Source organism: Alishewanella sp. BS5-314 (assembly GCF_025377695.1).
Lineage (GTDB): Bacteria > Pseudomonadota > Gammaproteobacteria > Enterobacterales > Alteromonadaceae > Alishewanella > Alishewanella aestuarii.
In genome coordinates this window covers 2,494,766-2,507,357 of sequence record NZ_JACEHJ010000002.1, presented here as the reverse complement: position 1 = coordinate 2,507,357, position 12,592 = coordinate 2,494,766, and the positions used below count along the sequence as shown (strand labels likewise).

The 12,592-nt window shown below is 43.4% G+C and carries 12 protein-coding genes; 9 read left to right on the top strand and 3 right to left on the bottom strand.

All coding sequences use genetic code 11. From position 1 onward, the window contains the following. Positions 1–9: 9 nt before the first annotated feature. The 3 genes from H1D31_RS16175 to H1D31_RS16165 all read right to left on the bottom strand — a co-directional run bounded on the left by H1D31_RS16175 (position 10) and on the right by H1D31_RS16165 (position 2,404). Positions 10–1,068, bottom strand: a complete 1,059-nt coding sequence (locus tag H1D31_RS16175) for a CBASS cGAMP-activated phospholipase (protein ID WP_261259879.1) — start codon at positions 1,066–1,068, stop codon at positions 10–12. A 191-nt stretch (positions 1,069–1,259) separates the two neighbouring features. Further along, positions 1,260–2,021: a hypothetical protein gene (locus H1D31_RS16170; protein ID WP_261259878.1), complete on the bottom strand. Its 762-nt coding sequence runs from the start codon at positions 2,019–2,021 to the stop codon at positions 1,260–1,262. Between the two features lie 32 nt (positions 2,022–2,053). Then, positions 2,054–2,404 carry a YegP family protein gene (locus H1D31_RS16165; protein ID WP_261259877.1) on the bottom strand — a complete coding sequence of 117 codons (351 nt, stop codon included), beginning with the start codon at positions 2,402–2,404 and terminating at the stop codon, positions 2,054–2,056. 144 nt (positions 2,405–2,548) lie between these two features. On the opposite strand from H1D31_RS16165, the gene H1D31_RS16160 reads away from it, so the two are divergent. The 9 genes from H1D31_RS16160 (at position 2,549) to H1D31_RS16120 (ending at position 12,120) form a co-directional block, all read left to right on the top strand. Next, positions 2,549–3,136 (top strand): hypothetical protein, encoded by a 588-nt coding sequence (locus H1D31_RS16160; protein WP_261259876.1) that lies wholly within the window; start codon positions 2,549–2,551, stop codon positions 3,134–3,136. Next, a complete protein-coding gene (locus H1D31_RS16155) occupies positions 3,133–3,570 on the top strand; it encodes a hypothetical protein (RefSeq protein ID WP_261259875.1) in 438 nt (145 codons plus the stop codon). The genes H1D31_RS16160 and H1D31_RS16155 overlap by 4 nt, the downstream gene beginning before the upstream one ends. Next, a complete protein-coding gene (locus H1D31_RS16150; RefSeq protein WP_261259874.1) occupies positions 3,545–4,348 on the top strand; it encodes an ImmA/IrrE family metallo-endopeptidase in 804 nt (267 codons plus the stop codon). The genes H1D31_RS16155 and H1D31_RS16150 overlap by 26 nt, the downstream gene beginning before the upstream one ends. Positions 4,349–4,406: 58 nt before the next feature. Continuing rightward, positions 4,407–4,751, top strand: coding sequence for a hypothetical protein (locus H1D31_RS16145; protein WP_261259873.1), 345 nt, complete (start codon positions 4,407–4,409; stop codon positions 4,749–4,751). A gap of 25 nt (positions 4,752–4,776) precedes the next feature. Further along, positions 4,777–5,568, top strand: coding sequence for a hypothetical protein (locus H1D31_RS16140; RefSeq protein WP_213997633.1), 792 nt, complete (start codon positions 4,777–4,779; stop codon positions 5,566–5,568). 95 nt (positions 5,569–5,663) lie between these two features. Continuing rightward, positions 5,664–7,424 (top strand): ATP-dependent nuclease, encoded by a 1,761-nt coding sequence (locus H1D31_RS16135; RefSeq protein ID WP_261259871.1) that lies wholly within the window; start codon positions 5,664–5,666, stop codon positions 7,422–7,424. Then, entirely contained in the window at positions 7,421–8,839 is a 1,419-nt protein-coding gene (locus tag H1D31_RS16130; protein WP_261259870.1) for a UvrD-helicase domain-containing protein, read from the top strand. Before H1D31_RS16135 ends, H1D31_RS16130 begins: the two co-directional genes overlap by 4 nt. 1,462 nt (positions 8,840–10,301) lie before the next feature. Then, on the top strand, positions 10,302–10,589 hold the full coding sequence (locus H1D31_RS16125; RefSeq protein WP_261259868.1) for a hypothetical protein: 288 nt from the start codon (positions 10,302–10,304) through the stop codon (positions 10,587–10,589). A 10-nt stretch (positions 10,590–10,599) separates the two neighbouring features. Next, on the top strand, positions 10,600–12,120 hold the full coding sequence (locus H1D31_RS16120) for a hypothetical protein (RefSeq protein ID WP_261259866.1): 1,521 nt from the start codon (positions 10,600–10,602) through the stop codon (positions 12,118–12,120). The last annotated feature ends 472 nt before the right edge of the window (positions 12,121–12,592 follow it).

Genomic DNA, 12,592 nt, shown 5'->3' with positions numbered 1-12,592 from the left:
TCGCGCGATTTATAGTGATTTACGGATAAAGGGTTTTGCAGGTTTTGCAAAAAATTTCTTCAGTTTAGTGTTAGTTGTGTACTCTGTTGTCGCTAGCTGTTTACCACGACTTGATAAATTCTTAAGGCTGGCTTCGCTGGCGTTATCAAGCGTGATATCCGATGCAGCTTCATTTGGAACAGTGTCATCCAAATAAACGTAATTTTCAGGATTACCTCTGGTTCTAAGCTCTCTGATTAGCATGCTTTTATGTAATATTTGATTAGCAGTCATTGTCGCCAATACCAACCGCTCGCCTTTACCCCATAGGCCAAAGTAACCACCTCTCCACCAGGAGTCTTTAGCTTCTAGTGAAGAAGGACTGATTGTGTACTCTTCACCTAGCGTGCCGATATTAAGTATGTGAATGTTCTCCATCTTTGCGTCTGGAAAATCAGATTGCATATCTAAAAACACTTCCAGCAAACCAATGAAGCTGGGGTTATTCGCTACCAAACCACCATCTGCAAAATAAGAACTTAAATCGGCGCAATAATGCGGAGAAAAATACGTTGGCGCTGCTGACGTGGCCATTGCCGCATCAATTAGTGTTAGGCGACCATCTCTATTAAACTGAGGGTTATGTGGTGTTTTGAAAAACTGGGGCTTACCGGTAGATAAATTGACGGCCGGTATCATCACCCGCCGCTCTAAGTCATTAAATGTAACCGACTCTCCAATCATGCTTTCTACGGTGTCCTTTAGCGGCTTACTCGCATAACGAGCACTAAAGATTGCTTTAATTGGAGCAAAGAAACGGTTACGTTTTGGGAAAATGAGAGGAGCTTTTTCCCTGAAAACAATTTCAAGTTCACGGGCACTTTTACCGCATGCTAAAGCTAGGGCCAGAATGCCTCCAATCGACGTGCCAGTGATGAGGTCAAAATAATCGCCAACCTTGACATTGGTTGCCCCCGTTTTGTCTTCAATGATCCGCTCAACTTCAGCCAATACGCTAATCGTAAACAATCCACGAACACCGCCGCCGTTAAGGCTTAAGATTTTAATTTTGTAATCATCGCTTTGCATGTTATGCCCTGTTTCTTAATGAATGCCAAACTGTATACTTATACAGGCTTTGTTGGCAACTCTTTACTTTTCATCTTTCGGGTAAATCATGTCGAGCCACGATTTACTTTAAAAGTGCTGCGTCCTGCGTGTTTTACCTTAGATTTATTTCTCTGAGGTAAAGCACGCTTCATTACCATTAAAGGGGGGGGTTACTGAGTAACCCACAGAGCAATTTTTCCGCTTACCAGCAAAAACGATAAAGTAAAAAACAATGCTGTGACGATATAAGCCCCTTTACCGGAAAACCTAAACGTTATACGAGTTAGAAAAAACCACACGTTAGATGTGGAGCTGTAATTGCGTTGATTCATTAACGAGAGGTAATGCAGTAAATTGAGAGTGTTGATAATCGCCACAAGGACCAGCAAACACACGCCCAGTACATGAGAGATGACTAAGTAACGCCCATATTGTGTTAACGAGGTAAAGAATTTAGTGATGTGGCTATTCTGTGCTAACTCAACTAAATCAGGGGTTATTTTTTGTTTAGCGACAGCCAAAACCATTAAACACAAAACAAGAATTGCTGTTGGTACGGCGACTCGAACAAACCAATCACTGCTTGTGAAATGACCTTTGATTGCTGACATAAAGAAACACGTTAAGCCGAAAGCAGTCATCGAAATCAGAGCCATTTGAATATAAGCAAGAACCTCTGGAGCGAACTGCAGGTACTTCCAGACCACAAAAGCCATTAAAATGGCGACACCAAAAACCTCACCTCCATCGCTTTGGCTCCTTCTATTGACCCTGGTGCGTTCAATAAAAACTCTGCGAGTCTCTACAACCGTGATCGTTGCGGTGGCTGATGGTCTCGCTGACAGGCCGGCGAATAGAGCACCAAAGACAACTCCCATAAGCGGAGAAAATAGAAAACTTTGCAGCACGGAATTTGAGAAAATTTCTAACATACAACCCCCAAAGTAAGCTAAGGCATAAAGCCTTAGCTAAACGCTCTGTGAGTTGTTAAATCGACAACCGGCGCGTCCGGTGCATCACGTTTCACAGCAGCAATCCCGTTGTTCCTGGCTGCTTCGGTGGTATACATTTCACTGACACCAATTACCTGTCCATTGGTGGCACTTAAAGTGAAAAAGTATTGATCATTACGCGCTACTTTTTTGCTGTAATAGACATCATACGGCGCATGCGTTTTAACAGATTGCACGCCATTAAGGCAGTTGGCTTTGGTTGTGTACCCTTCGCTTGCCAGGATAATTTCATGATTGGCTGCTTTCAGGCGGAAATAATATTGGCTGTTCGTCCCCAAAAAAACTTCAAAACGTTTTGACATTGTGGTGTCCTCATATAAGTTAATTGCTATCAACTGATAAGCACTGAGCTTTTTCTATCAGTGCTTATTAACTAAAGACTGAGGTAATTTATTTTCTGGACATTGTCCTGAAAATAATTTTTTTGCGTCATTAAGGAATGAGTAGTGAGTAAGGAATATTCGTATTTATCTGTTGATCAGTTTCTACAGGACTACCAGGCATTAACTGATGGAGACATAAGGCGGCTCGTTGGAGTTTGCTACAGTCTTCGTAATGTCTACCGCTTGCAGCTGGAACCCAAAGATTTAATGCAAGAGGCGCTTACCAGGATAATTGGGAGTGATCGCAGAATTCCGGAGGATGTTTCGCTAGTCGTCGGGATCGCTAATGTAATAAAGAGCATTGCAAACGATCTCGTAAACTCGGCGTCTAATAGATCTTGGCAATTAGAAGTTATTTCCGATGAGATAGACGGAGATATGCCAAACGTCTTAGTTTTTTCGGCATCACCTGAAGACGAATTGCTGGAAGAGCAAGAGGTTGCCGCTGTTAGCGAGAAAGTGAAGGCAATCTTTTTGTTTTTTGAACATGATGCTGAAGTCTTGAGTCTTCTTCGTTCGATAACGAAGGGACTTAAAGCAAAGGACATAGTGAAGGACACTTTTGGTGGTAGCCAAGTCAAATACGATACCACGCGGAAAAGGTTAATGAGAGGGATAGCTAAAATGAAGGTTGAAGGAGCAGAGATATGAGCAGGAAAAGCGCACATGAAAACCTCAGTGACTTCATTATCGACGATATTCTGATGTTAAGTGACGATGAGATTGAATCAGAATTGCAGATTATGGGGATCAATGTGGATGAAAAAGTTAGCGAGTTTCGCCAGCTTGTGGATGCCCCATCACTTGAATATCGTAAAGCGCGTTTGAGAAATGCTAAAGCTCAGTCTAAAAAATGCACTGATATAAAGTCTTCTGCGAATGTCGTTATCGAAAATTTTAAGGCCGCGGGAAAAGACATCCGGGCGGTACTTACTGAGCTCGTTTTCAGTGGGCAAGTGCCGGCACAGATAACGATGGCTTTTCGTGATGGTAAGGAAATCAGTGACGAAGAAGCAGAGAGCATATTGGAAGATTTGATTAGCCTGGGGGTCGTAAAGGATGACGAATCTGGCCGTTCAAAATGAGGTATTCAAGCTCTATTATGAGTTGGGTATTACTGAACCTGGTGAAATTGATCTTGAAGCAATTGCTTTTTACAAAGACGCGGTAGTAAAACGAAAGCCATTAACTGGTTGCGAAGCTCGTATAATAGGTGTGGATAGCAAGGCTATTATCACGGTTAATGAGGGTTCTTCATCGGAGCGACAGAACTTTTCTATAGGCCATGAGTTAGGGCATTGGTTTAAAGACAGAGGAAAAATCGGCAACCTCTGCTCAAAGTCTGATATGGATGAAAACTGCGGGCAAAAAATAAAACACAACGAAAAGGTCGCAAACAGCTTTGCATCAGAATTGATTATGCCGAACTTTATGATGAAAAAGCTTATTCTTGGGCGACCATTTACCCTTGATTCGATCCGGGAAATCAAAAGCCAGTTCTGTGGAAGTTTTATCGTAACGCTCCGACGATTGATTGCGATGGATACTTATATGGGCTTTTTTGCATCATATGATCGTGAGGGGAACAGAAATTATTTCAACCCGTCACCCAGCTTACCTGGCGAATTTTTTCCACCGAGATGTGCTCCGGTAGGCTCGGCTATCCATACCTTATTGCGTGACAATCGAGAAATGGGTCCTACCGTTGTTGACGGTAATACATGGTGTAGAGGCGATTTGGCGAGCAATGCGGTGGTGCACGAACATGCATTTCATTACTTTGAAGATGAGTTTCTAACCTTGGTTTGGTGGCAAGATGATGAGCCAATATGGCGTCACATGGAACGAAAGGGCGAGCTGTAAGCCTTTGCATAAAAATGCTCAGTTATCGGCTCAAATGTACATTGAGGAGGCATAGTAGTTGTCAAAATTAGAAGCTCTTATCGATAACGCACAAGCGTATGCGGAAATGCACGCGAAGCGTTGCTCTGAATTAATCTTGAAAGATGGTCTCGCTGCTGCTTTAAAATACTGTCAGGAGCAAGGAGTAGAGCCGCCACAGTGTTCGCTTACAGCTGACTCTAGGAATGCCAAAATGCTCAGAGAGAAAGCAGCCAGAATGCTGTGTGAAACCAGATGGTGGGAAAGGCGGTTGGGCGTGAAGGCAGGACGTGATTTTGAGTATCGACAGATAATTGAAGGGAAAGTGACAAACATCATTTCAGATGAATCTTTAGAATACTATTTATCTAAAAAACGTCGCTAGTTTTCAGAGCGCCAGAAGGTCGAGTATGGTATTTAGAGATTTAAAAGGGAAGAAAATCACTCTGTTTGAGATGTGGCAACCATTTCGGCAATCAATATTACACCGCCACAAATTTTATGTCGAACAAGCCCGCGTTCGATTATTTTCGCAGTTCGACAATATTCAAGAGGATGCTTTTGAAGCTTCGGAGGAGTGGTTAGAGGCTCAGTCACGTCATTTCGATCCCGATAGACATGACCCAGCAGACTTATGTGAGCGCGCCAATAACATACAAATTGAGTTTTACCAGTTACTTGTCGATATACATGAACGGACGCGCCTTAGCGTGGTTGCTGGTATTTATCATGAATGGGAAAAGCAATTCCGGCAATGGACTCATGATGAAATAAGACGTTGGTATCGCGGTGAAAATGTACTGTCAAAGATATGGTCAGTCGACGTTGGAAAACTCGCAGAGCTCTTCGCCTGCCTTGGATGGAATTTTAAAAATGAAAGCTATTTTCCGAAGTTGAATGCATGTCGTTTGGTGGTCAATGTATTTAAACATGGTGACGGCAGTTCACTCAATGAACTTAAGCAACGTAATCCAGAATATCTGTTTAATCCATTGCAAAACTTTGATGATATGTTCTCCGATGTAAATCATCTCGACCACACGGCATTAAAGGTTAGCGATGAGCATATCCGGGAATTTTCCGACGCGATAGCAGTGTTCTGGCAAGACGTACCCGAGCAAATAGTCAACGTACCTGAAGCATCTTTACCAAACTGGTTTGAGCGTGCAGTTGAGAGTGATAGAAAAGCCAACGACAAGTGAAAGCTTCCACCACTTCCATTGTTTAGGACTCTACTCGTTAACATCGAATCAAAATATGTAGTGTCAGCTTTTGAATTCTCATATAGTGCAGATAGTTGGTACAGAAAAGTTGCTCAAATATGGCTCTGATTAGGCACATTAAAGTTGAAAATTTTCGTTCAATTCGCAATGCAGAGTGGTATCCGAAACCGGGGCTTAACTGCTTAATTGGACCTGGTGATTCCGGTAAGTCGTCACTATTAGATGCAATTGACCTTGTACTTGGAGCTCGGCGCTCTTATCCCTTTAGTGACGCTGATTTTCATCTAATGAATACAAATACCCCTATAAAAATAACAGCTACGATAGGGGCATTAGATGAAGACCTGAAAAATCTGGAAGCTTACGGAAATTTCTTCCGAGGATTTGATGCGGTTCGCGAGAAAATTAATGACGAACCGGGTCAAAATGATGAGGTAGTGCTAACAATTCAGCTCATAGTTAGTGAAGATTTGGAACCTGAATGGTGGTTGTTCTCTGAGCGAGCAACTCAATCCGGGATCGAAAGACGCTTGCAATGGAAACATAGGGAATTGCTGGCTCCAACTCGATTGGGCACAACAGCAAGTCATCATTTGGCTTGGGGAAGTCGCTCAATACTCAACAAATTGTCTGAGGAAACCTTTGATGTCTCCACGATACTCGCGCAACTCAGTCGCCAAACTCGTGAAAGCTTTGCTGCACAGGAACTTCCCGAGTTAGCGGGAGTATTGGGCCAAGTTCGAACTATCGCCAATTCTTTGGGTGTTCCAGTGGGGGAGTTAAAAGCACTCCTTGATGTTAATGGCGTCTCACTAACAAATGGCGCTATTAGCCTACACAACACAGACAACACACCTCTACGTCAGATGGGGACTGGTTCGTCCCGGTTGCTTATCAGTGGTCTTCAGAAAGCTGCAAGTAGATCTAAGGTAATTATTGTTGATGAAGCGGAGTATGGGCTTGAACCTTACCGGATTACCCGACTGCTGAATGAACTCGGTTCAAAAGATACAAACCCTATACGACAGGTTTTCATAACCACTCATTCACCCTATGTGCTGAGAGAACTTCAAGCGAGCCAACTTCACGTGCTAAGAAAACATATTGCTCGCGCTGGCGAACCGCTATCTCTCGATTCACACACTGTATTTAGTCTTTCTAATGGAGATCAAGAGCAAGCAACGTTAAGGGCTTGTGCCGAAGCTTTTTTTAGCAAAGCGGTAATTGTGGGAGAAGGCAGCACAGAAGTAGGTATCGTACGAGGGTTGGATCTTTATTATCATGATATTGCAGCCCCAGGCTTCCATGATCGTGGAATATTTTGTGCTGATGGAGGCGGAGATAGTTTTTTCAAACGTGCCGAAGTGTTTGCTAGCCTCGGTTATCCCACCGCAGTAGTCAAAGACTCAGATATAACTACTGCAGCGCATCAATTGCAAATAGAACAGTGTCGTGCGAAAGGTGTATTTATATTTGAGTGGGGCCATGGGATGTCCACTGAAGGAGCTATTTTCAGATGGTGTCCATTAAATGTAATCCCCAGTATGCTTCAGTTGGTTGTCGCGCTTAACAGCGAACAAGAAGTGGATCAGCATATTCAAAATGTCTCAGGCAACCAGCTCAGCCTTCAAATGTGTATAGAGCAAACTGCTGATGCAGTAAGACAACCTTTAGCAGCTGCGGCTGGTAAGTACAAGTGGTTTAAGAACATAGCAAAAGCGGAGCTGCTTGCACGGCAGATTTTATTCCCAAGTTATCAGGATTTTTCTGATGAATTTAAGGCTGTCATCGTTAATTTATACCAATGGTCCGTTCAAAATGGTGATCCGCGTTGACTGTTCAAACGGTACTGGAGGCTGATCTTGGATTAGTCATTGCCCCAGCCGGCTGCGGCAAAACTCATCTAATAACCGAGACGCTTAGTATTTCCCAAGACAAACCATACTTGGTCTTGACCCATACAACGGCTGGAGTTGCCTCTCTTAAACAAAAGCTCAGACGTTTATCTGTGCCTGCGAAAAATTATGTGGTGACAACAATTGATGGGTGGGCGCTCCGCTTAGCAAATTACTTTCCAACATTGTGCCCTATTCAATCAAGACCAGAACAAGGAAAAGTTTACTACCCTGAACTCAGACAAAAAGTTGTGGACCTTCTTCGTGCAGGCCAAATCAGCGACATCATCCGAGCTTCGTATTCAAGGCTCCTCGTTGATGAATACCAGGATTGTGATCTGCTCCAACATCAGTTAGTCCAAGCGCTTTCCTTAACACTGCCAACAGTCGTATTCGGAGATCCAATGCAGTGTATATTTAGTTTTGGCGGACCGATGCCTGATTGGACGCAGGACGTTGAAGCATACTTCCCGACAATACAGGAGTTAAGTACACCATGGCGTTGGAGCAATGCGGGTGCTCCTGCACTGGGGGAATGGATACTTCATTGCCGGCAATTGCTTCAACAAGGAGATAAAATAGACCTTCAATCTTGCCCAGCACATGTTTTTTACCATCAACTAACAGGTAATGATCGCACAGATTTACAGGGCCAGCAAAGCATTCATTATGCTTTTCTCCAAGACTACCCAAGTGAGTCATTGCTTATATTGGGTGACTCTGCGAAACCTAAAGTCCGACATGAGTTTGCAAAACTGACAGCCAATTTGGATGTGGTTGAACCAGTAGAATTCAGAGACATAATCACATCCGCTGCACAGATAGATAACGCTAATGGAATAAATTTGGTTCAAGTCGTACTGAATACTGCAGCAAATATGATGACGAATGTTGAAGTTCCGCTAACCTTGCAAAGACTAACTACTATAATGGAGGGAAGAAATCGCACTCCGACAACTCCGGTAGAACATCATTTAATCTGTCTTGCTCAAGGCTCTACACGGGCAAATATCCTAAATGCACTTCAACAATTGGAGATCAAACCAGGTGTCAGGATCTATCGAAAATCCGCTTTGCATGCCCTTAAAGAAGCTATTTCTATTGCAATTCAATCACCGGAACAAAGCCTTTTTGATGCAGCATCCAAAGTGAGAGAACGTATGCGACATGCAGGTGATAAGCGCATACCCCACCGGGCAATAGGCTCAACTTTGTTGCTCAAGGGACTGGAATGTGATCGCACGATTATCTTGGATGCAGGAGCTTTGAACTCAAAAAACCTTTATGTGGCTCTGTCTCGTGGAGCTAAATCTATCACCGTTTTTGCTCGAAACAATCTTGTGGGTGGTTGGTAATATAAACTTTTTCGCCTCTAATATCAGCAACGTTAAGACGGTCTCTACGGCTTCTGTGGCGGGCAGCGTCACTCCAGTAGAATGAGAAAATACTTTTAATTTCCACTGCATATTATGGGACATAATAGCGGGGAATTTTCGATAAATTAGTAAAACGACTAATGATTTCGGATGAAATCGAGGCATGTTTGAGAATGTAACTTTGCGAAGTAGCGGCGTTTATTTGATGATTTTGCATTCCAATACGGTCAATGGGTGGACCTCCCCTAATTTCAAGATGTACTGCAAGGTAGAGAAGAACAAAGCTTGCCTCCCGAAAAATGATTGCAACACTTAGAACAACAGGACGTTAGTTAAAATGGCAAAAAATGATCAAGCTCGGCCTTTTAAGCAAACAAACAGAGTATTTGATTGGAGACAACGTCGAAGTTGGTTGGCCAGTATCCGTCATTATGCAGGACATGTTCTTACTTCAGATCTACGGACTTACCTCGCACAAAAGCGGCCGGAATGTTGGTCTGACAACGTTTCGTGGCTTCCTGATTCAGAATACATATTGCCAGAGCTCACGCGCAGCTTAACTAATTACTACACTCATTTTAAAGGCTTTCATGGTTGCCGTCCGTTAAACCTGAGAAGTTATTACGAGAGTGGTTTAATTGGGCAGAATAGCGAATTTCTGTGCAATATGTTTCGAGACATTTTTTCCGACATCCCCCAAGAAGAAGTAGAATACGTCATTAGTCAATTCGCGGACCGAGGCAACGCAGAGCATGGCGTACTGTGGTTTGTCGGGAGCGATAAGTTTCTTGTTGACGAGTGTGGGCATTACCTTATCCAGGGGAGTGAATATCTGATGTCGCTTGCGGCGAATCTCAGTTATCTACCTAATGGTGAGGACTACTGCCTTCGTCTTCGTAAATATGGCATCCCGACAGTTCTAGAGGTGGATATTCCAGTGAGCATGTTATCGTTATCGCAGTGCACTGAACTAGCAAAAATGATTGTGTCCGAGTGGGGGCAATTACTAGCACGACGTCCCTTGTCTCTTCGTGATGACCCACCATGTTATGTCATACGACAAAACATTCCTCCTGAACATTTGCGAAATCACTACCACCCCAATCGGATCATAGACCCTCACAAAGGGCGCAGCATCTATATAAACAGGCACCTGATATGCGACGTGTGCAGCTAAAGTATAGATGGTAGTGCTGGTAGATAATTTTTACTGCAAACAAGGAATACAGCTACCTACTGATCGTCACCACTACTAAGGCGACCTGGCTGAAAAAAGCTAGTGGATACCAAATCAGCTTACGATATTATTCCAAAACTAATGCACACAAAATTTTGTGTTTACTAGCATCTAGAGCAGTCATTAATTTTGCCTACCCTGAATTAGTATATTGAAACTTGTACATTTAGTCCTGCAATCATCAGATCAATGAGGAGTTAAACTATGAGTGTACTGCTGTCAACTAAATGTGCTGAAAAGGCACTTCGTTCAACAAGTGCTGTTTACCACATCGTCAAAGCCACATCTTTGCATGGTGAAGAGAAGGTTATCAATGAAATGGCGAGACGGGAGCGCGATAGTACCGGCGTGAGTTATGGTGAGGCAGTAACTCAAGCTGCCGCCCGACATAGAGAAATCATGGCACTCTCCGAAAAAGGAGAAGAATATAAGTCGCTCAGCGAAGGACTTTCACGCGAAAGTTCTTTACCACTGACTTGTATATCAGCCTGAGATTTAAACAATGACTAACTTACGCGATGAAATCTGGATTGATGTACTAAAGGAGAACCTTAAGCACTCAGCTCACCCACTCAGCGCTCATGCACTATTAAGTTTTGAAGAGCTCGAATTTCGGACGTTGTCTGGACGTTGGCTAGGTGGCGCATGCAGAGGGCACGCAGAGTTCATAGTCCACAATCTTCTTGATGTAGCTAAAAAGAGGGAAATTTTCGGCTCACCGTACGAACTTGGCAACCCAGATATACTTGATAAAAAAGCGGTCCGTCAAGGACCGCTGATTGCTCACTTAGAAACTATTCGACCTTTAGCCGGAGGTTCCGAGCTCAATAATATAGAGAGCGTTCTTAAAGCACTCAAGCGTGTAGTAAAGGATTTAACCGGGCATGAATTCAGGAGTTTTACTAGTTCTACTTCGAATCTCGTCCAAGACAGCCTTAATTATTCATATGCAATTAAGGCTCTTTGTACCTTATACCGTTATCGGATGTGGGAACCAAAAATTTTTAACCGATTTGCGAAACCGAAGCAATCGCGTAACTTCAGCTTGGAGCTACGCGATGCTCACCCATTACACTGGAAAGACGATTCGGCGCGAAATGGGGTGGCAATTTATTCTGACCTGAAACAGAGCCTAACTTTCGGAATGAGTAAGGATGAGGTCAATATACTTTTGCCTGCTATGCGGCAGCTATCCGAACGGTACGCTCAGAGCCAATTTGCTTCACCGCAGGTATTGACTTGGTGTCTGGCAAACTCGGAGAGTAACCACTTTTTCCGGCAGAAAGATGACATAATTTCTCTACTTCCGCTAGGAAAGAGCCCTCGAACCAATCGACTGGATATCGACTTGCACATAGGATTGACTCTGCGTGAGTTAGATATTCGATTGCTTGGCAAGGATGCAATCAATCGTCTTCTGATTAGCGATGAGGCGAAGGTGCCTACTTGCCCAGAATGGTCGAGTCAGAAGCTAATGGCAGTTATCTGCGCAATCAGCAAGAAAAACATTTCTGCTTTTAAAGTTGAGCTTCAACGCTTACTAGATTGTGAGTTTTCCGAAAATGAGTTCGAAGCTGTTTTGGATCGATATCTCAAACTCACCTGGATTGTAAAAAGTCCTCTCGACAAAGACGTATCATTCACCCATTTAGAGACCCTAGCGGCAATCATTGCTTGTATAGGAGAAGCTGCGGAATCTGTTCGCACAAAAGCGTATTGGTATGCGAAGAAAACCTCCTCTGACAATCCGATGTTTTATCTGGACAATATTGAGAACTTTACCAGTGTGTCTAGGATACCTGAGCACTACCTGGAGTACTGGTTTAGACGATTCATGCTGGTAATGTCTAGACTAGTAGGGCGGGAGGACTTATGGCATTACCAGAACACTCTCGAACAATTCGAAGGCTATCGGGTGATTGATGTATTTCGGACTCATGATGCTTTCAATGCGGCAAGAATCGTCACAGCATACTTCGATAAAACTCCAAATCTTGTGGACATGCAAGCCTTTAAGCAATAGGCAATAGCGACCACACAACTGCGGTATAAAATGAAACATGTGCCCTCTATTTCAAGGGCACAGTAATCATAGTAATTAGTTAGTCTATTGGGTATGCGTCTTCAAAATGGTCATCGCATACAGGATTGTCTTGAGCATAAGCCGTAGCAGGGTTTTCACAATACTCACACTGAGAACCTTTCGGTGGCGTTGTCTCGTCGCAGTATATGCAGTAGCCATCTTCAGCAGGATAGTCAGTGCCGCAGTCGTCACACGTTACAGATTTTGTCATTTTTTCCTCCATCAACAGTGTCAACCAGAACAATGGTTTATCACACAATCGAACAAGGTAAAAGTTACTTTTTAAAGTTATACGGATAGAGCATCATTTGTGTCAGTACAAACATTTCAAACACAAATTTAGGAAGGTAAACGGTACTTTTGACTTGATTTCGCGATTGCTACGGATACGTGTATCCGGCGGCTTGCTTGG

Excerpts from the sequence above, each read along its gene's own strand:
- H1D31_RS16175 (WP_261259879.1), bottom strand. The coding sequence starts at position 1,068 with ATGCAAAGCGATGATTACAAAATTAAAATCTTAAGCCTTAACGGCGGC.
- H1D31_RS16170 (WP_261259878.1), bottom strand. The coding sequence starts at position 2,021 with ATGTTAGAAATTTTCTCAAATTCCGTGCTGCAAAGTTTTCTATTTTCT.
- H1D31_RS16165 (WP_261259877.1), bottom strand. The coding sequence starts at position 2,404 with ATGTCAAAACGTTTTGAAGTTTTTTTGGGGACGAACAGCCAATATTAT.
- H1D31_RS16155 (WP_261259875.1), top strand. The coding sequence starts at position 3,133 with ATGAGCAGGAAAAGCGCACATGAAAACCTCAGTGACTTCATTATCGAC.
- H1D31_RS16150 (WP_261259874.1), top strand. The coding sequence starts at position 3,545 with ATGACGAATCTGGCCGTTCAAAATGAGGTATTCAAGCTCTATTATGAG.
- H1D31_RS16140 (WP_213997633.1), top strand. The coding sequence starts at position 4,777 with ATGGTATTTAGAGATTTAAAAGGGAAGAAAATCACTCTGTTTGAGATG.
- H1D31_RS16125 (WP_261259868.1), top strand. The coding sequence starts at position 10,302 with ATGAGTGTACTGCTGTCAACTAAATGTGCTGAAAAGGCACTTCGTTCA.
- H1D31_RS16120 (WP_261259866.1), top strand. The coding sequence starts at position 10,600 with ATGACTAACTTACGCGATGAAATCTGGATTGATGTACTAAAGGAGAAC.